Annotated in this window: 13 protein-coding genes; 11 read left to right on the top strand and 2 right to left on the bottom strand. The window is 57.9% G+C overall.

The window, feature by feature from the left end:
* Positions 1 to 261: 261 nt before the first annotated feature.
* Positions 262 to 1,725: a T9SS type A sorting domain-containing protein gene (locus tag BLR44_RS15505; RefSeq protein WP_089683537.1), complete on the bottom strand. Its 1,464-nt coding sequence runs from the start codon at positions 1,723 to 1,725 to the stop codon at positions 262 to 264.
* Positions 1,726 to 1,965: 240 nt separating this feature from the next.
* Entirely contained in the window at positions 1,966 to 3,360 is a 1,395-nt protein-coding gene (locus tag BLR44_RS15500; protein WP_089683535.1) for a (R)-1-hydroxy-2-aminoethylphosphonate ammonia-lyase, read from the bottom strand.
* A 379-nt stretch (positions 3,361 to 3,739) separates the two neighbouring features.
* Here BLR44_RS15500 and yiaK point away from each other — a divergent pair, with 379 nt between their 5' ends.
* The 11 genes from yiaK (at position 3,740) to BLR44_RS15440 (ending at position 19,457) form a co-directional block, all read left to right on the top strand.
* Positions 3,740 to 4,732, top strand: coding sequence for a 3-dehydro-L-gulonate 2-dehydrogenase (yiaK, locus tag BLR44_RS15495; protein WP_089683532.1), 993 nt, complete (start codon positions 3,740 to 3,742; stop codon positions 4,730 to 4,732).
* Positions 4,733 to 5,476: 744 nt separating this feature from the next.
* The gene (locus BLR44_RS15485; RefSeq protein ID WP_089683528.1) at positions 5,477 to 6,178 is read left to right on the top strand and encodes a hypothetical protein; all 702 of its coding nucleotides are present in this window, start codon (positions 5,477 to 5,479) and stop codon (positions 6,176 to 6,178) included.
* Positions 6,179 to 6,371: 193 nt separating this feature from the next.
* Positions 6,372 to 8,519, top strand: a complete 2,148-nt coding sequence (locus BLR44_RS15480) for an outer membrane protein assembly factor BamB family protein (RefSeq protein WP_089683526.1) — start codon at positions 6,372 to 6,374, stop codon at positions 8,517 to 8,519.
* A gap of 236 nt (positions 8,520 to 8,755) precedes the next feature.
* Positions 8,756 to 9,964, top strand: coding sequence for an imelysin family protein (locus tag BLR44_RS15475; protein WP_089683523.1), 1,209 nt, complete (start codon positions 8,756 to 8,758; stop codon positions 9,962 to 9,964).
* Positions 9,965 to 10,076: 112 nt separating this feature from the next.
* A complete protein-coding gene (locus BLR44_RS15470; RefSeq protein WP_245706078.1) occupies positions 10,077 to 11,465 on the top strand; it encodes a di-heme oxidoreductase family protein in 1,389 nt (462 codons plus the stop codon).
* Positions 11,462 to 12,568 (top strand): DUF4856 domain-containing protein, encoded by a 1,107-nt coding sequence (locus BLR44_RS15465; protein ID WP_089683521.1) that lies wholly within the window; start codon positions 11,462 to 11,464, stop codon positions 12,566 to 12,568. The genes BLR44_RS15470 and BLR44_RS15465 overlap by 4 nt, the downstream gene beginning before the upstream one ends.
* An 18-nt stretch (positions 12,569 to 12,586) precedes the next feature.
* Positions 12,587 to 13,693, top strand: coding sequence for an imelysin family protein (locus BLR44_RS15460; RefSeq protein WP_176956069.1), 1,107 nt, complete (start codon positions 12,587 to 12,589; stop codon positions 13,691 to 13,693).
* Positions 13,694 to 13,865: 172 nt separating this feature from the next.
* Positions 13,866 to 15,248 (top strand): HTTM domain-containing protein, encoded by a 1,383-nt coding sequence (locus tag BLR44_RS15455; protein WP_245706077.1) that lies wholly within the window; start codon positions 13,866 to 13,868, stop codon positions 15,246 to 15,248.
* 178 nt (positions 15,249 to 15,426) lie between these two features.
* A complete protein-coding gene (locus BLR44_RS15450; protein ID WP_089683517.1) occupies positions 15,427 to 17,922 on the top strand; it encodes a TonB-dependent receptor in 2,496 nt (831 codons plus the stop codon).
* A 267-nt stretch (positions 17,923 to 18,189) separates the two neighbouring features.
* Positions 18,190 to 18,678, top strand: a complete 489-nt coding sequence (locus BLR44_RS15445) for a hypothetical protein (protein ID WP_143017315.1) — start codon at positions 18,190 to 18,192, stop codon at positions 18,676 to 18,678.
* 302 nt (positions 18,679 to 18,980) lie between these two features.
* Positions 18,981 to 19,457, top strand: coding sequence for a hypothetical protein (locus BLR44_RS15440; protein WP_143017314.1), 477 nt, complete (start codon positions 18,981 to 18,983; stop codon positions 19,455 to 19,457).
* Positions 19,458 to 19,631 lie beyond the last annotated feature (174 nt).

Below are 19,631 nucleotides of genomic sequence, written 5' to 3'. Positions count from 1 at the left end.
GGTCGGTAGGATACATCTTTGGCGAGATTTACCTGCTAACTTATACTGGTTCCCTTGCTTGTCTTCAGTCCTTAAGCAATTTTTGGACAGGGTCTAAGGACTCAGTAGGAGGTTAATTTATTTCTGCTGTTCGGGCTGCCCGCCCCGTTGGGCATTGCCCTGTTGACCATCAGTGCGCAAACCCTGCGCGCCGCCCGCGCCAATCCGGTCGATTCGTTGCGGTACGAGTAGGCCTTCTGTAGTTTTTTGAGCTATCTTTTTTCAGTGAGTTACCATTACTTTCCGGGTAGCATGTCCTCGCTCGGTTTGTAAGTAGAGTAGATACACATCGGCCGGTAAACGATGAAGCGCTACTTGATTTTCTTCGCTTGTGATAGTGGCTTCATGCATCAGTGCGCCGGTCATGGAAAATAGGCGAATGTGCGCCTGCCGAGTACCTTCCGGAAGGGAGAGCAACACTACATCTTGGGTCGGGTTAGGGTAAAGCTTCCACGAATCGGCGGCGAGGAGATTTGGTGCGGAAGTGAGCGGAGTGGAGTAGTAGAAATACGTTTTTTCGGTGAGTATCCACGCATCAGAAGTTTCATCCTGCTCATATAAAATGCGCAAGTGTAGTGTTAAGTCGGCCTCATAGCGCGACTCGTATTTGAGAACCTCCGTCCAGTAGCGTTGGGCTTCATCCCACTCGTAATAGAAGCTGAGAAGCTCGTTGTTTTCTTCGTCATACGTATACTCATCTTTATACAGGCCCTTCCACCGGAGGTTATCCGGATCCCACTGGAAGTAAGCAAACAAGGTGGTGTTACCGGCGGCATCGTAAGCGGCTTCGTACTTGTCATCGTTCACCCACTGGGCAGTATTCGTATCCCACGCCGAAGAGACGGTCAGCGTATCGCGCCAGGCCTTGTCGTAAGCGATTTCGTACTTCTGCGCCCGCTCCCATTGATTAGCTGTGCTCCAGTTGTAACTGATCCCGGTACTGCGGAAGGCGTTTTCATCGTAGGTAGCTTCGTATTTACGGGTGGGTGTCCAGGTTTGAGCGCCATTGTCCCACTCAAAATCAGTGCTCAGGATTTCGTTGCCTCGGCTATCGTAGGCATTTTCCGATTTCCGGTTCAGCGACCACTGGGAAGAGAGAGCGTTCCACCGGGACCAGACCACCTCTGTGTCGTTGCCTGCCGCATCGTAGGTGAATTCAATCTTGAGGTTGTTTTCCCATTGAGAGGCGACGTCATCCCACTCCGAGGAGATGCGCAGGATCAGGTTCCCGGACTCATCGTAGCGATCGTCATACCTATTGCCGCCTTCCCACTGCTCTGTATCCTCATCCCACCAGTAATTGGCAAACAAGGTTTGATTCCCCGTTGCGTCGTAGGCCGCCTCTTCTTTATACCGTTCAATCCAGTGGGCCGCGGTCGGGTTCCACCCGTATGAAATCCGTGAAAGTTGCTGGCCGGCAGCATCGTACGTATAAACGGATTTGTAGGAACGCATGGAATCCTGCGGCGTGTAGAATTCATAGCGGACGATGCTATCCAGGTTTGAAGTTGCGGCTGCGAGCCTTTCGCGATGCGCATCCGGTTGGCGAGCGGGCATGGCGAAGGGAGACTTTTTGACGAATAACGTCTCTTTTTTAAGATCCTCAGGGGCGGGGACACGACGAAGCGATTGCGCCATCGATACCTGGAGGACCAGCAGGAAGGCAGTAAACAGACAGTAACGCATGGGAGCAAAGGACTAGGTAGTGGAACGGTTGTAATGCAGATCAGTCGAAATCGTAACAATCTGATATGCCTTCGCCCGAAGAGGCTCTTCTCAAGATACTAAAAAAAAGGGCAGTAGGTAAATCATGAGGAACTCAGTCCGGCGGCGATCTGACGGTAGCGATGGGAAAGCTAAAAAGGGGCGTATGCTTTGCGTTTGAAACCTGAAGAAAGGCTTTCCACCACTCCTAATTTTGTGACTCTACCCGATCCACGCGAAGGCGGCGCGGAGCGTCTCGACGATGAAGTCGGCGTCGTCGCGGGTCAGGACGAGCGAGGGGCGCATCGTGATGACGCTTCCGTCGATGATCTTGAAGGCCAGTCCCCGTTCCAGGCAAAACAGCATGATCCGTTCCGCTTCGTCGGTGGCGCGTTCCTTCGTCCGACGGTCTTTCACCAGATCGACGCCAAGGTGGAAGCCCACGCCCGCCACGTTCCCGATCAGCGGATAAGTCTCCTGCAAGGCCCGCAACTGGTCGATCAGGTAGTCGCCGAGGGTGGCGGCATTTTCCACCAGCCGGTATTGCGCGATGTAGTCCAGTTCGGCGAGCCCGGCGGCGCAGGCCAGCGGATTTTTCTCGTGCGTGAAGTGCCCGATGGAGCGGTGGCCCAGCACGTTGTGTTCTTCCCGCGTCACGATGCCCGCGAACGGCAACAGCCCACCGCCCAGCGATTTACCCAGCACCAGCACGTCGGGCGTCACGAAATGCTCGCAGGCAAACAGCTTGCCCGTCCGCCCGAAGCCCTCGATCACCTCGTCGAAAATCAGGAATGTGCCGTGTTCCCGGCAAAGGCGTTGCGCCTCCTCCCAGTAATGCCGACTCGGAATGGTGGGCGTGGAGGAAATCGGTTCACCGATCAGCGCGGCCACGTCCGGGTTCCGTTTGAGCACCGTGTGGAGCTGCCGCAGACACTCTTCGTCGACGCGCGCGGGATCGTCCCACCCCCAAGGGTTGCGGTAGTAGTCGGGAAAATCGACGTAGAAACTGCCGGGCACCATCGGGCCGTTGCCGCCCGTGAAGTGCTCCATGCCGCCCAGCGCCGCCGCCTGAAAGCCGGTGCCGTGGTAAGCATCCCAGAACGAAATCGTTTTCCAGCGGCCCGTCACCTGCTTGGCCAGCATCACCGCCATCTCGATTGCCTGCGAACCGCCGGGACAGAAGAGCACCCGCGACAGTCCCTCGGGCGTCACCTCCACCAGCCGTTTCGCCAGTTGAATCGCGGGCAAGTTGGTAAAGCGCCGGGGCGTAAAAGCCAGCCCTTCGGCCAGTTGCCGCTGCACCGCCTCCACCACCTGCGGATTGTGGAACCCGGCATTGTGGACTCCGTTGCCGTGCAGGTCGAGGTAGCGCCGCCCCTGCAAATCGTAAATGTAGGCGCCCTCCGTCCGGCTCAGCACGTTCATGACGGGCGTGGACAGCGCCTGGTGCAGAAAGTAACGGGCGTCCTCTTCCAGCCAGTGGCGGGTGGCTTCGTCCAGTTCGCGGGCCTGGTACGCCTGGCGCGTCGCGGTGTAGTTGACGTCTCCCTGGTCGGGGACCCCTCGGTCGGGGCCGCCCTGGCTAGGGAGTTCAGGGAAGGAAGAAGCGTTTTGCATGAGAAGGAGGGGAGAAGCGGTACGGCTCAAATTACACCGATTTCGATGTGGAAACACACGAGTCGCATTATGGCTTTATTAATTTGAGCAAGAATTTGGTGCGGTGGACCGGAAATTCAGCGAGGGGCGCGGTGGCCCTGCGCGGAGAAGCATTGAATTTCCTAGACTTTTTTGGTTACTTTTTGTGGCGATGACAAAAAGTAACAGAATATATTTCCTAAAGTAGATGCGTTGGCTACATGCAAAATACTTTGAACGAGTTCAATGACAAAAAGTAACATCTACATAGTAAGATAGGGTCATCATAATTAGGTATTTAGCAGAAGCGTATAGATAGCTTCCATCTACAAAACACAAACAACCCCCTTTACTTTCCCGCATGCGCATTCCCTTCGAGACCCTGCACGCGACCTTCCGGCGCGTGTTGCTGAAACACCACTTTTCTGAAGAACGGGCCGACCTGTGTGCCCGCCTGTTCACCGAAGCCAGTTGCGACGGCGTCGCGTCCCACGGCTTGAACCGCTTCCCCCGGTTTATTGAGTACATCGAGAAGGGCTACGTCGATCCGCAGGCCGAAGCCGAGCCGGTGTTGCGGCTGGGCAGCATCGAACAGTGGGACGGCAACCAGGGACCGGGCAACCTCAACGCCCACGCCGCCATGAGCCGCACCATCGAACTGGCGCAGGTACACGGAATGGGGCTGGTGGCGCTGCGCCACACGAACCACTGGATGCGGGGCGGGGCCTACGGCTGGCAGGCCGCCAATGCGGGGTGCATCGGGGTGTGCTGGACCAACACCATTCCGAACATGCCGCCGTGGGGCGGGAAGAAGAACGTGCTGGGCAACAACCCGTTGATCATCGCCATTCCCCGGCCCGAAGGCCACCTCGTGCTCGACATGGCGCTCTCGCAGTTCTCGTTCGGGAAGGTGGAATCGTACCTGCGGAAAGGGGAGACGTTGCCGCACGACGGCGGGTTCGACAAACAGGGGAAGGTGACGCGCGATCCAGCAGCGATCACTGAGTCCATGATGGGCCTGCCCATCGGGTACTGGAAAGGAGCGGGGCTGTCGCTGATGCTCGACCTACTGGCGGCGTTGCTGTCCGGCGGCCTCTCGTCGGTACAGGTAGGTGAACTCGGGGTGGAACGGCAGGCCTCGCAGGTGTTTCTCGCCATCGACCTGACGCAACTCGCCACGCCCGTCGGGGTGGAAGCCCTCACCGATACGGTCCTCACCGCCCTGCACGACGCGGGCGCGACTTCCGGCGACGTTCGCTATCCGGGCGAACGCACCCTCGCGACTCGCCGCGAGAATCTGGAAAAAGGCATCCCCGTCGACGAAGGCTACTGGAATCAGGTCTTGGGAATGTGAGGGGGGAAAAGGTATTGAAATCCAACACAAAGCGTTGATAGGTATTAGCTGAAATACCGAGTTCTACTTGCAGACAACTACGGTGGTAAAATACAGAATTTAGGGTGCATTCAGATTCGGCTTGTGCAATTCATTAGTTAAGTCAAGCACCACAGAGGTTTAATAAAAGCAATATAAAAATGTGCTCTTCGATGGGAAGTGATCATAAAAGAGCAGCAATTTGGGCACTCATTCTCTCAATGATCATTACAATTGGTGCTGGACATGGCGTAGCACCCATCATACTTATTCAACTTGAGTCGATACGTACATTAAGTAGTGGTTCTAAAGGTTGGTTACTCCCCGTGGCTTTGTTTTCGACAGGACAAATAGGGTTCTTACTATCCATGTTGAAGAGCAAAAAAAAGTCTTACTACTCTTTTTACTATTCAGGCGTAATCCTATGCATTCTTGGAACTGGCTCCCTGATTTCAATAGGCCTGGAAGACTATAACTCAGCTATACCAACGTTCATCACGGTCATTCCCTTCGCAGTAGCAATTATCAAAAGTGTAATAAACGACTTCTGGAACATTACGTAAAGCGATATACCGATTACAGGCTGATTCTGGCTTTTGCCTTTTCGTAACACCCAGATAGACGTGCTCCTCAGCACCGGTAGTCCTGTCCTCATTCCTCTCAACATGATCAGGTTGCCAAATCCTGCCTTCTGTCGCTAGTTTATGAGCAGAACGGTTTTATTGTATGACACCGGAAGACAGGCTGGAGTTTTGTAGACTTTGTTGGCATCGCCGCTTCCTGGCGGGCGAAGGGATCGTGTGTGGTCTCACGAATGTAAAGCCTCAATTTGAAGGACGGTGCCCTGATTATGTCGAAGAGGACTACGAGCGAAAGTTGTACGAAGAAAACTTGTTCGACCGTGTAATCAACGGGCATGAAGGGTCCTTCAGGAGTCAATATCCTACCCATCTCTGGTGGATCGCTCTCTTTTCACGTTACTTGCCCCCTCAACTGACGCTGCGTGCGCTCGACCTCTTTCAGTACGCAATGATGGGGATTTTCCTCTTTCTCCTCGGAGTCGTAGTGATTGTGCATGTGACGCCGAGTCAGTTGCACCAACTATTCGTTGGATTTGCCTTTGTCGTTCTGGCAGGTTGGGTCGTCTATCAGCAAGGACGAAAAGTTTGGTACCGAGCGCCTGTTGTAGCGACACTTGATCATCATGGGATTATTTTTCAGGGAGGGCAGTACCTCCCTTGGCAGGATGTTGAGCTTGCCTATATACAAAGTGGCGGATGGCGGAATAGCCGCAGGTATTTCCTGAAACTAAAGTGCCTGGGGCGCGTCGAGCCAATTGCCGTGCCGATCGCAGCCATAGGAATGCCCGCCCTAGTGCTCACTTGTGTAGAGGCCTACCGTGAACGCGCACGGCAGCGGGTAAGCTAAGGGAGCCAACCTTCTCTTGCGGAGAACATTAGCGTGATCCTATTTACAAGAAGACGCGCCCAATCTATTTTTGCCAATGCTCTTTTCCATCGGAACAAAAAGGAATTCATCATACTTCTCTTTTCTGTTTTGAGTAGCTTGACACCCTGAGTCTTCTCCTATCAAGCAAAACACCAAGCCACCACCACTCCCCATGCGCCACCACCTCTTGTGCCTTTTTATCGGTTGCCTGTTGGCGGCCTGTCAGCTCGAACGTTCATCTCCTGAAGCAACCCAAACCGCAGAGGAGGACGATCCGCGGAACTGGGCGGTGTACGGCGGGGATTTTGCCGGGAGCCGCTACAAGGCGTTAGGGCAACTCGATACGTTAAGCGTGTCGCACCTGGAACGGGCCTGGACCTACCGCACCGGCGACTGGGACGAAACCAGCAAAACGCAGATTCAGACCAACCCGCTGGTGATCGACGGGGTGTTGTACGGCGTGACGCCACAACTGAACTTATTTGCGCTGGATGCAGCCACCGGCAAGGAGAGGTGGACGTGCCCAACGCAGGTGGAAGGATTGCCCAGTTGGTCGGGGTTTAGTCGGGGGCTGGCGGCGTGGCAGGACGGGAGCGAACTGCGGTTGTTGTTCGGCGCGGGGGCTTTTCTGCACGCCATCGACGCGGCGACGGGCCAGCACATTTCCTCCTTTGGAAAAAAAGGAGTCGTAGACCTGCGCGAGGGACTGGGCGCAGATCCGGAAAAAGTTTTTTACGTGGCGACCACGCCGGGCGTCGTGTACAATAACCTGATCATTATGGGGGGACGCGTGTCGGAAGAGGCGGGCGCTGCGCCCGGGTACATTCGCGCCTTCGACGTGCGGACCGGCAAACTCGTCTGGACGTTCCACACCATTCCGCAGCCGGGCGAACCGGGCTACGACACCTGGGAAGACCCGGACGCGTGGCGCACGGCGGGGGGCGCCAACGCGTGGTCGGGCCTGAGCCTGGACCGCGCGCGCAGGCTCGTCTTCGCGGCCACCGGCTCGGCGTCGTACGACTTCTACGGTGGCGACCGACCGGGACAGAACTTGTTCGCCAACTGCGTGCTGGCACTGGATGCGGCCACCGGCGAGCGGAAGTGGCATTTCCAGACGGTGCACCACGACATTTGGGACCGAGACCTGCCCGCCCAGCCTAACCTGGTGACGATCCAACACAACGGAAGAATGGTCGATGCCGTGGCGCAGATCACCAAGACCGGGTTTGTCTTCGTGCTGGACCGGGACACGGGCGAACCTATTTTTCCGGTGAACGAAGTGCCCGTCCCGGCGTCGCCGCTGCCCGGCGAGAAGGCATGGCCCACGCAACCCGTGCCTGTCGCGCCGCCGCCCTTTACCCATCAGGTGTTGACGGAAGAGCTGCTGACGACCCGCACCCCGGCTGCCCATGCGGCAGTGAAACACCAGTGGGAGGGCTACCGCCACAAACAGCGTTTTGAGCCGCCTAGCCTGGAGGGAACGGTCCTGTATCCCGGCTACGACGGCGGCGGCGAGTGGGGCGGGGCGGCGTTCGACCCGACGAGTGGCTACCTGTACGTCAATGCCAACCAGGTGGCGGCCGTGCTGACCATGAAGAAAACGGAACCCGGACAACCCGACGGCACGACCCTGACCTTGGCGCAGGCCGGCAAGGTGCTCTACGACCAGACGTGCGTAGGCTGCCACGGTCCCGACCGGGCGGGCAACGGCAAACAATATCCTTCGCTCTTGCAGCTCGAAACGCGCCTGTCGCCCGAACAGATCGACGGCGTGATTCACAACGGACGGGGCATGATGCCCGCCTTCACGCACCTGACGAAAGACGAACGGAGTGCGCTGATCGCGTTTCTGACCGACAAAGAGGGGGGCGGTTCGCTGCAACTGGAAGCCAAAGCACAGCCGCCCTACGTCTCGACCGGCTACCACTGGTTCCTGGACCCTGACGGCTACCCAGCTACCAAGCCGCCGTGGGGCACCCTCAACGCCATTGACCTCAACAAAGGGGAAATCGCGTGGCAAGTGCCGCTGGGCGATTACGCCGAACTCGACGGCCCGCCGACCGGCACGGAAAACTACGGTGGACCAGTGGTCACGGCCGGGGGCTTGGTGTTAATCGCCGCCACACGCGACGAGAAATTCCGGGCGTTCGACAAACGAACTGGCCAACTGTTGTGGGAGACCCAATTGCCCGTCGCGGGGTACGCCACCCCCGCCACCTACGAAGTCGACGGGCGACAGTACGTCGTGGTCGCGGCGGGCGGCGGGAAACTCGGTACGCCCTCCGGCAACTATTACATCGCCTACGCCCTGCCCCAATAACCCCCTTGCATAAAGCCGTTTTAGCGCGTACTTCCTCCCCGGAGGGGCGTGCCGTGGCCTGTTCTACGTTTCAGTTACTTGTTTAGAAAGATTCCAGAAAAGCCTTTGTGGCCTTGGCTTCGCTTTGTATCATTGCAGTCAATTTGTAATCAGTCTAAATTAAGTTTAGAGAACGGTAACGCCTTTTTCGCGACTTGCGAACGCAGGGCTCTCCGTTCGTCCAACTCCTCCTGTATATGCGAAAAATTTACCTCCTGGGCGCGTTGAGCGGGGCACTGCTCGCTACCTCGTGCGACAACAGCAAAGACGTGGTGGAGCCTGAAGATCAGGTCACGCAACAGCAGGTCGTCAACCATTATGCGGAGCTGGTGTACGCCACCTACGTGGACGCGCATAGTCAGGCGGTGACCTTAAAAGCCAAAATCGATGCGTTGATCGCCAGGCCGTCGGAGACGACGCTGGAGGCCGCCAAACAGGCGTGGCTGGCGGCGCGCGAACCGTACGGCCAGTCGGAGGCATTCCGTTTTTACGGCGGACCGATCGACGACGAGGACGGCCCCGAAGGACAACTCAACGCCTGGCCGCTCGACGAATCGTACATCGACTACGTTGACGGCAGTGTGAACGGCGGCGGCGAAAACGCCAGTGTGAACATCATCGGCGATGAAGCCTCGTTCCCGACCATCGACAAAGCTCTGATTGCGTCGCTGAACGAGGACGGCGGCGAAACCAACATCACCGCGGGTTACCACGCCCTCGAATTTCTGCTGTGGGGGCAGGACGTGAGCGCCGGTCCCGGGGGCGGCGAACGCTCGTACACCGATTACGAAACCGGCCTGTTGTGTACCAACGGCCACTGTGACCGCCGGGGCGATTACCTCCAGGCAGCGACCGAACTGTTGCTGGACGATCTGCAAATGCTGCTGGACCAGTGGCAACCGGGGGGCGCCTACCGCACCGCGTTTACCGCCTCCGACGCCGTAGACTCTTCTCTTGAAAAGATGCTGATCGGCATGGGCAAACTCAGCAAAGGCGAGCTGGCCGGGGAACGCATGTTTGTGGCCTGGGACGAAAAGAGCAAAGAAGACGAGCACTCGTGCTTCAGTGACAACACGCATCGCGACATCGTGACCAACGAAAAAGGCATCGTGAACGTCTACACCGGGCGCTACGTCTGGTCCGACGGCACCGTGCTGGAAGGCCCCAGCCTGGCGCAACTGGTACAACAGGACGACAGTGACCTGCATGAGTCGCTGATGAGTACGATGAACGCGGCCATGACCGCCACACAGGCCATCCAGCCGCCGTTCGATCAGGAAATTCTGACGGAAGCCGGTCGGGTGCGTGTGAAAAACGCGATCGATCTGCTGCGCGAACAGGGCGATAAAATTGCAGAAGTGTCGGCCCTCTACGGCTTTGCGCTGGACCCGTCCGACCTGGAATAGCACCTACGAATAACGCATTACGACGCAGACATACCTTCTGAAAAGGGGGTATGTCGCGTGCATTACAAACCTCAAGCTGGTTGCCGGCGTGAACAAGGGAAAGAAGCGCATCTTGATCGGAACCCTGCTGGCGTACGCCGCAGTGATGGGCGTGATCGGCTGCCAGCCCGACGGCGAGCCGGGCATTACCTGGCTGGAAACGAACGAAGAATTTGGCGGCGGGGCCACGACGGTTTCGGACGTGTCGGTGAATGCTTTTGGCAATGCTGCGCCCAACCTGACCGGCGACAAAGACCTGTTGTTCGTGACGGGCAATTCCTTTTTTAATCGCAACTGGGTGACCGCCCCGTCGTCTACCGAAGACCTCGACGGGTTGGGCCCGATGTTCATCGCCCGCTCCTGTTCCTCGTGCCACTTCAAAGACGGACGCGGGGCACCTCCCGCCGCCGACGAAGCGCCGGTTGCGCTCCTGTTCCGGCTCAGTGTCCCGGGCCAGGCCGAAGACGGAGGTCCGCAGCCCGAGCCGACCTACGGCAGCCAGCTCTCGACCCACGCCATTCTGGGCACTACCGCCGAAGGGTCGGTGCAGATCCAGTACGAAGAAATTACCGGGCAATACGCCGACGGCACGTCCTACCACTTGCGCAAACCGCGCTACACCTTTACGGAGTTGGGCTTTGGGCCGATGGACCCGGCCGTGCAGGTATCGCCCCGCGTGGCGCAACACATGATCGGCCTCGGGTTGCTGGAAGCCATCGACGAAGTGACACTCACGAGCCTGGCCGATCCTGACGACCGCAACGGCGACGGCATTTCGGGGCGGATCAACCGGGTGTGGGACGTGGAAAAAGGGCAGGAGTCCATCGGGCGCTACGGCTGGAAGGCCAACCAACCTTCGGTACGGCAACAGGTGGCCGCCGCCTTTGTGGGCGATATCGGTATTACCTCGTCCGTCTTTCCGACTGAAGAATGTGCCGATGCCGAACTCGGCTGTCAGGGCATCGACGCCGGCGAACCCGAATTGAAAGAGAGCATCCTCAACAAAGTGGTGCTGTACAGTTCGTCGCTGGCCGTACCGAAACGCCGGAACTGGGACGACCCGACCGTGCTGAAAGGCAAGCAGTTGTTTGTCGAAGCGAACTGTTCGTCGTGTCACGTACCGAAACTGACCACCGGTACCCATCCCGACTTTCCCGAATTCAGCAACGAAACCATCCGGCCTTTCACCGACCTGCTCCTGCACGACATGGGCGAAGGACTGGCCGACGGACGTCCCGATTTTCTGGCCACCGGCAGCGAGTGGCGCACCCCGCCGCTGTGGGGGATCGGGCTGATCGAAACCGTGAATGGCCACACCAACTTCCTGCACGACGGGCGCGCCCGCAACCTGGAAGAGGCCATCCTTTGGCACGGCGGCGAGGCAGAGGCCGCAAAAAAAGCATTTCTGAACATGAGTGGCGAAGACCGTCGCTCCCTAGTAACCTTTCTTACATCTTTATGAGTACCCCTTCTTTTCCCACTTTCGTGTGTGCATCGGTGGCAATGGCCCTGACGTTGAGCGCCTGCCAGCAAGACGATCCCGGTCCCTCCAGGCAACTGCCGGAGACATACGCGTTCGAGAACGTCAACTATGCCGGGCAAACCACGCGACTGGACATGCTCAACGAAATTGTAACCTACGCGAAAACCAGCAACCTGGGCCTGCATGTGGAAGCCGATGTGCTGCTGAACATGTACGCCAACCAGGACTACACCTGGCAACAGGCCGACCTGAACGAAGCCACAAAAAAGATCGCCGACAAGCTCGACGCCACCGGTGCCACGCAACTGACGCAGTGGATTCAGGAACTGGACGAGTTGAGCCAGAACCCCGGCGAAGGCGATGCCCAAACCGCCGGGTTGGTGCGCAGCCAGGATGGCAGCAAGGAGTACCTGTTGACGGCCGAAGGGTTTGAGCTGGCGCAGTTGCTTGAAAAAGGCACCATGGGCGCGCTGGCGTATTACCAGGCGACGGCCGTTTACCTGAGCGAGAGCAAAATGAACGTGGACAACACGACCGTCGAGCCCGGGGAGGGAACGGCCATGCAACACCACTGGGACGAAGCGTTTGGCTACTGGGGCGTGCCGCAGGCGTTTGGCTCCGCCGATTTTGTTTACGACAATACCGCTGACTACCACCGGTTCTGGGCGAAATATACCCACGCCCTCGACGAAGCCCTGGGCGTCGATGCTACGCTGATGCAAGCCTTTATCAAAGGCCGCGACGCCATCGACCGTGCCGATTACGCTACGCGCGACGAAGCCATTGCAGAGGTGCGGAACACATGGGAGCTGGTCGTGGCGGGCATGGCGATTCACTACCTCAAAGGTGCCGAAGAGAACTTTGGCGATCAGGCCCTGCGCAATCACCAACTTTCGGAGGCCTACGGATTTATCTGGAGCCTACAGTTTAACCCGACGCACCGCATCAGCGATCATGCCTTGCAGCAACTGCTGGAAACCAACCTCAGCAACCTCAATACCCTGACGGTTGCCGACCTGACGGCCGCTAAGCAACAACTGGCGGACGTGTACGGGTTGGAAGACAAGCTGGCTGTACTGTAATCAATTCTTTCCATGAGCATGACGATCACTAGAAATTGGTGTTGGGCCTGCCTGCTTCTGCTGGGCATGGGCGTAGTGGGGTGTGGAACCGAAGCGCCGGACCCGGGCGATACGTTTGACCGGCAAGCCATGCTGGAGAACCTGGGCACGAACCTGATCGTCCCGGCCTACCAGTCGTTTGCGGCACGCACGGATGCCCTGGCGGATGCGACCGAAGCGCTGGCCGAAGACCTCACCGAAAGTAAACTTGTCGCGGCGCAGGCCACCTGGAAAGCCGCCGCCTTGCAATGGAAGGCGACCGAACTCTACAACCTGGGTCCCGTCGATGACCTCGCCCTGCGGACGTCCATCGACAACTGGCCCACCAACGCCAACGCCCTCGAAAACGCCATTGCCGACGGCACTACCATCAACGAAGCGTACGTGCATGCGCTTGGTTCGTCCAGCAAAGGCCTGCCCGCCCTCGAATACCTGCTGTTCGACAAAGAGGCGGGGAATGCGGCCATCCTGGAACAACTAGAGGACGATGCAAAGCGGGTGGCCTACCTCGTGGCGCTGACGCAGGACCTGCGTACGCTGGCGCACACGCTGTACGATGCCTGGAATCCGGCGGCCGGGAATTACCTCGCGACGTTCACGGCGGCCAGTGGCAAAGACGTGGGCAGTGCGACCAACCAACTGGCGAATCAGTTGCTGGTCCTGACCGAAGAAGTGAAGAACCAGAAGCTGGGCATTCCGCTCGGGAAAAAGAGCATGGGCGTGAAATTGCCCAACAATGTAGAAGCGTGGCGCAGCAGCACCTCTCTGGAACTGTTGCAGGCCAATGTCGATGCGCTGAAAAACGTCTTCACCGGCCAAAACGGCTCCGGCTTCGACGATTACCTCCATGCGGTGAACGCGCAGTACAACGGCGAAGCCCTCGCGACCGCCATCACCAACCAATTCGCGGTGGTGGAACAGTCCCTGGCGGCCATCTCGGTCCCGTTACAGGACGCCCTGGAAACCGAAAACGATAAGGTAGAAACGGCCTACGCGGAAACACAACGGCTCGTCATTCTCCTGAAAACGGACATGATGTCGAGCCTCGGTCTGCTGGTCACCTACAGCGACAACGACGGCGATTGATTGCGCTTTTGTAGCGACGGATTTTAATCCGTCGCTACAGATCCGGCCTCAGGCCAATCCTGAAGCGACAAAGGGAAGTGTTACGCTTCCTACCCAGACATCAGGAAACGTCAGCCTGCGCGTCGCGTCCGCAAGTGGAAAAAGAGTAGTAGAAAACAAATGTCCTAACTCAGTGCGTACTTTCTTTCACCGCCTTCAGGAGCCTTTTCCCATCGCGCCACTGGTCGTTTTCCGGCTGGTGTTCGGGGCAATGATGCTGGTGAGCACGGTGCGCTTCGTGTGGAACGGCTGGGTCGAGACGCAGTACCTCCAACCCCGATTTTTCTTCCCGTTTTACGGCTTTGCGTGGGTGAAGCCACTGCCCGCCACGGGCATGTACCTCGTGTTCGGTGGGATGGCGCTGGCGGCGGTGGGCATGTTGCTGGGGTGGCGCTACCGGCTGTCGAGTGTGGCGTTCTTTCTGCTCTTCACCTACACGGAACTGATCGACAAGACCAACTACCTCAACCATTATTATTTCGTCAGCCTCGTCAGTTTCCTGATGATCTGGTTGCCCGCCCACCGGGCCTTCTCGCTGGATGTGGTGCGCAACCCGCAACTCCGGCGGACGCACGTGCCGCGCTGGACGGTCGCGCTCCTGCAACTGCAACTGGGGTTGGTCTACTGCTACGCGGGCATCGCCAAGCTGAACCGCGACTGGCTCTTCGAGGCTCTGCCTCTGAAAATCTGGTTGCCGGTCCACATGGATTTTCCGGTGATCGGCCCGCTGTTCCGGTACGGCTGGGTGGCGTTTGCCTTCAGCTGGTTCGGGGCCCTTTACGACCTCACCGTTCCCTTCTTTCTTCTCTTCCGCCGGACGCGGCTGTGGGCGTACGGCGCGGTCATCGCCTTTCACGTCCTGACGTGGTTGTTGTTCCCCATCGGGATGTTTCCGTTCATCATGATCGGCATGACCCTGATTTTCTTTTCCCCGCGCTTTCACCAGCTTCTGTTGGCCAACCTGCGCCGTCTTGGCGTGCGCTTGCGGCTGGTCGGGCAACGTCCGGCGGGGTACTTGCCCCGCCTGTACCGACCGCGTGCCACGGGTGCGTTGGCGCTGATGCTGGGTGTGTACGTGGTGATACAACTGCTGCTGCCCTGGCGTTACCTGCTCTATCCGGGTGATCTGTTCTGGACGGAAGAAGGCTACCGCTTTTCGTGGCGCGTGATGCTGATGGAAAAGGCGGGCTACGTGACGTTCCACATCACCGATCCGGCAACCGGCCACGTGAGTGAGGTGTACGCCAGCGATTACCTGACGCCGCAACAGGAAAAGATGATGGCGACCCAACCCGACATGATGTTGCAATTCGCGCACTTTCTGCACGACGAATTCCAGAAGAGAGGCATTGCCGATCCGCAGGTGCGGGCCGAGGCCTATGTGACGCTGAACGGGCAGGGCAGTCGTCTGTTCCTCGACCCGACGGTAGACCTTGCGCAGGAGCGGGAGAGCTTCCGTCACAAGCGTTGGATTTTACCGTATCAGGCGACCCCCCATCTTTCTGCCCATGAGTAGTGCTAAGCAACATCGCGGGCGGAGTAAGCAGCTACAAATGATACCTTCCTGGCTTCAGTTTGTAACTGAAGCCTTCCGACCCAGGGAAGCTTTTAGCTTCCTGGATCGCCGGGTGCAGGAAGCTAAAAGCTTCCTAGTGTCAACGGGTTTCAGGTTGAACCTGAAACCAGGAGCGGTAATGCACTCATCCGTAGCGACGGATTTAAATCCGTCGCTACGGATCCGAACCCTAAAATCCAGGCGTTTTCAATCTTATATCGCGGCACTTGTAGTAACGCTGTTTTCTTTTACCGCGCAGGCCCAATCCATTCAGCTCCGGGGGCAGGTGAACGAAGCGGCGACCGGCCAGCCGCTGCCGGGTGTGGAAGTACTGTTGCAGGGCACCGGCCACCGCACCTTTACCGATGGGCAGGGGATGTACCGCCTGACCGATCTGCCATCGGGGACCTATACCGTCGTCGCCTTTTACGTCGGATTGCAAAGCGCATCACAGGAACTCGAACTCACGTCGGGAACCTATACGCTCGATTTCTCGCTGCACGAACTCGGGCAGACGCTCGACGAAGTGGAAGTGGCGGGCGTGCGGGAAAGCTTTGCGGGCATGCGGCGACTCGAAGCGGTGGAAGGAGCGGCCATCTACGAAGCGAAGAAGAACGAGGTGATCGAGGTGCAGGCCCTGACCGCTAACCTCGCGACCAACAACAGCCGCCAGCTCTACGCGAAGGTGCCGGGCCTCAACATCTGGGAGAGCGACGGCGCGGGGCTGCAACTCGGGATCGGGGCGCGGGGGCTGGACCCGAACCGGACGTCGAATTTCAACGTGCGGCAGAACGGTTACGACATCAGTGCCGACGCGCTGGGTTATCCCGAGAGCTATTATACGCCCCCAGCCGAGGCCATCGAACGGATCGAGGTGGTGCGGGGGGCAGCTTCGTTGCAGTACGGGACGCAGTTCGGCGGGCTCCTCAACTTTGTGTTGCGGCAAGGTCCGGACGACCGGAAACTTCAGGTGACCACCCGGCAGACGGGGGGCTCGTTCGGGCTGTTCAATTCGTTCAACAGCGTGGGCGGAACGGTCGGGAAAGTCAACTACTACGGATTTTACCAGCACAAGCGCCGCGACGGCTGGCGTCCTAACGAAGGCTTCACGCTCGACATGGCCTACGGGTCGGTAGTGTATCAGGCGACGGATCGGCTGTCGCTGACCGGCCAATACACCTACATGCACTACCTCGCGCAGCAACCGGGCGGCCTGACCGACGCACTCTACGCCCAAAATCCCCGGCAGTCGATTCGGAGCCGGAACTGGTTTCAGGTGAACTGGAACCTGGCGGCACTGTTGCTCGACTACCGGATCACAGACCGCCTCAAACTGAACGTACGGAACTTTGCGCTGCTGGGCGGACGGGATGCGCTGGGCAACCTGAACCGGATCGACCGGGTCGACGACGGCAGCGAGCGGAACCTGTTCGTGGACGATTTTCGGAACTTCGGGAACGAGACACGCCTTCTTTACCACTACAAGCTCGGGGCGCAACCGGCCGTAGGATTGCTGGGCTTCCGGTACTACCAGGGCTTTACGCACCGCATGCAGGGGAACGGCGACCGCGGCGATGGCCCCACCTTTCAATTTCTCCAGCCCGACAACCTCGAAAACTCCGATTTCGATTTTCCGAGCCAGAACGTAGCGCTGTTTACCGAGCACGTCTTCAACCTGACGCCCCACCTGAGCGTGACGCCGGGTCTGCGCTTCGAGCACATCCGCACGCAGTCGGACGGCTACTATCAGGATCGGGTGCTGGTGGCGAATCCGGAGACGGGCCTCGCCGAAGATTCGACCTTCCAGGTGCCGGAACAGCGCGACCGCCGCCGCTCGTTTGTCTTCGCGGGCTTGGGCGTCAGCTTCAAACAGACGCCTTTGCTGGAATGGTACGGCAACTTCTCGCAGAACTACCGCGCCATCAACTTCAACGACATCCGCGTGGTGAACCCCAATCAGACGGTCGATCCCGACATCCAGGACGAGACGGGCTACAACTTCGATCTGGGCATCCGGGGCACGAAAAACGAGCTGTTCAACTACGACGTCAGCCTGTTTTACCTGCGCTACAACGGCCGCATCGGCTCCATCCTCCGTACTGACGACGCCACCTACCGCATTTACCGCTATCGCACCAACGTCGCCGACTCACGTCACATCGGGCTGGAAAGCTTCGCCGAACTCAACTTGCTCAAACTTCTGCGTCCCGCCACCGCGCACCGTCTGAACCTGTTTGCGAACCTGTCGTTTATCGATGCGCGCTACATCGCGACCGACGAGCCTTCCATCAAAAACCGGCAGGTCGAACTCGTACCGCCGCTCAATTTTAAAACGGGACTGTCGTTCCAGCGCGGCCACTTCAAAGCGGCGTATCAATTATCCTATACCGCGCAACAGTACAGCGACGCGACCAACGCCCGCTTTACTCCCTCTGCCGTTGAGGGCGTCATCCCCGCTTATTCCGTGATGGACCTGTCGGCCAGCTACCGTTACCGATGGGTTACGCTGGAAGGCAGCCTCAACAACCTCCTCGACCGGCACTACTTCACCCGCCGCGCGGCCGGCTACCCCGGCCCCGGCATCATCCCCTCCGACGGTCGCAGTTGCTACGTAACCTTGCAGGTGCAGTTTTGATGCGGAAACTAGCGCGTTAAGTGCCTACCGGCGTGTGCTCCGGCAGCAGGGCGCGTATGCACCATTCCGGTACCCCAGAAAGCCGACCCCGAAGCAGCAGCGCACGAACCGCTTGCCTATACACCTTACACCCGCCCGTTCGAACCTGGAGAAGGCCAACGGAATAAACCGCTATCTTATGACGCATTGCCCACGCTTACGGCAGGGGGTAACATAACGAGGGCTTTGTCGTGTGTAAGCCGGCGGCCTACTACAGGAACATATCTTATGGCATCAAACGACACAGAAATGCATCCGTACCTGCCCAGCGGCGAATGGGAAGGCTTTTATTGTTACGGCGATTCGCCGAAGCAGCACAAAATGGCCATTGAACTCCGGTTTGCGGAGGGCGTAGTTTCCGGATCGGGCGTCGACGACGTAGCCCCCTTTGCGTGGAAAGGCACTTATACCCTGGATGCTTTTCGGGTGAGCATGACCAAGACGTACCCTACGCACCAGATTGCCTACCAAGGGGATGTCGATGAAAACGGGATCTGGGGCATGTGGGATGATTTAACAGATTTGAGTGCGCATTTTGATGCCGAAATGATCCAGTACATCAAAAGCGCCATGCACGATAAAATCAGAGGTGGGTTTCACATCTGGCCTAAAAAAGCGACCCACGAATTCGACGAAGAAGCCCTGACGGAGTCTAAAAAACTAGCGGAACTGTTCGTTGAAAAGATTGCGGTGCCGGTCAGAACCAAGTCCACGTAAGTTGTGCCACCGTAGCGCCGATCTTGTGCACCGGCGTAGGCCACTGACCGCGTAGTATTAAATTATTGATGGAAACTTTGGGTAGACTTAAGCATTTGGGCAAACAGACTACCACCGGTGGTTCACTCTGTACCGGACCTGACAGGACCTCCCAAGTCACGGCGTCGACACGTTTGAGTACAGGGCCGAAACGGGTGTCAGTATGGTCGACCGGGTAATGGAAAGGAGAGGGGTGGCAGAGACGATGCAGAACAGATGAGTCGGATTTTGAGTATCAAGAACGATTACTAAGTCTTAATGAAATGCGCCGAGAATTTGTACTTCCTTCACCTAAATCCTCTTTTCCGCGGAAGGGCATTGTTTTATTCGCATTGGCTTGTCTGATCGGAGGAGGAGTTGCTTTGATGGGAAACTGGGACCGGATGGATCTGGGGGCTTTCTGGTTTATTTTTCCGGTGCTGATAGGCACTGCCTTACTGGGGTTGGGGGCCGTTTTTCTCCATCTCCGGGCTCAGAAGCATCAGTGGATTTCATATCAACTGGTTATCGACAAGAAGGGCATCACACGCCATCAACTCAAACGTCCGTCCATTCATATCCAAAAGGAGGCGATGCGCGATGTGCTCGTGCATGAAAATGGCACGCTGGAAATCCGTTCGCGTTACACCGATGGTTCCCCTATTTACATTCCACCAGCCTTACTCGGTTTCGACGAAGTCCGTAAACTCCTTACCGCAGAGTGGAGCGTGCCGATGTATCCCGTCAATGAAGCCCCGTAAGTCACCGATAAAAATCATTCACTTTGCACGGGGGCTGATGAGCGTGATGCAGTACGTGCCTATGTCTTTTAGGCGTTTTGTAGTGCTGTTGATGTATGCAACGAAAATTCACGCTCTCCGCACAGGATACAAAGGTTCCGTGTAAATCACTGTGTGGGATCGTGCTACCGATGG

Source organism: Catalinimonas alkaloidigena (assembly GCF_900100765.1).
GTDB classification, from domain to species: Bacteria; Bacteroidota; Bacteroidia; order Cytophagales; family Flexibacteraceae; genus Mooreia; species Mooreia alkaloidigena.
Note: the sequence above shows the minus strand (reverse complement) of the source record. Positions and strands in the feature narration are given on the sequence as shown.

Coding starts and splice junctions, on each gene's coding strand:
- BLR44_RS15505 (WP_089683537.1), bottom strand. CDS start 1,725: ATGCGTTACTGTCTGTTTACTGCCTTCCTGCTGGTCCTCCAGGTATCG.
- BLR44_RS15500 (WP_089683535.1), bottom strand. CDS start 3,360: ATGCAAAACGCTTCTTCCTTCCCTGAACTCCCTAGCCAGGGCGGCCCC.
- yiaK (WP_089683532.1), top strand. CDS start 3,740: ATGCGCATTCCCTTCGAGACCCTGCACGCGACCTTCCGGCGCGTGTTG.
- BLR44_RS15485 (WP_089683528.1), top strand. CDS start 5,477: ATGACACCGGAAGACAGGCTGGAGTTTTGTAGACTTTGTTGGCATCGC.
- BLR44_RS15480 (WP_089683526.1), top strand. CDS start 6,372: ATGCGCCACCACCTCTTGTGCCTTTTTATCGGTTGCCTGTTGGCGGCC.
- BLR44_RS15475 (WP_089683523.1), top strand. CDS start 8,756: ATGCGAAAAATTTACCTCCTGGGCGCGTTGAGCGGGGCACTGCTCGCT.
- BLR44_RS15465 (WP_089683521.1), top strand. CDS start 11,462: ATGAGTACCCCTTCTTTTCCCACTTTCGTGTGTGCATCGGTGGCAATG.
- BLR44_RS15460 (WP_176956069.1), top strand. CDS start 12,587: ATGACGATCACTAGAAATTGGTGTTGGGCCTGCCTGCTTCTGCTGGGC.
- BLR44_RS15450 (WP_089683517.1), top strand. CDS start 15,427: ATGCACTCATCCGTAGCGACGGATTTAAATCCGTCGCTACGGATCCGA.
- BLR44_RS15445 (WP_143017315.1), top strand. CDS start 18,190: ATGGCATCAAACGACACAGAAATGCATCCGTACCTGCCCAGCGGCGAA.
- BLR44_RS15440 (WP_143017314.1), top strand. CDS start 18,981: ATGCGCCGAGAATTTGTACTTCCTTCACCTAAATCCTCTTTTCCGCGG.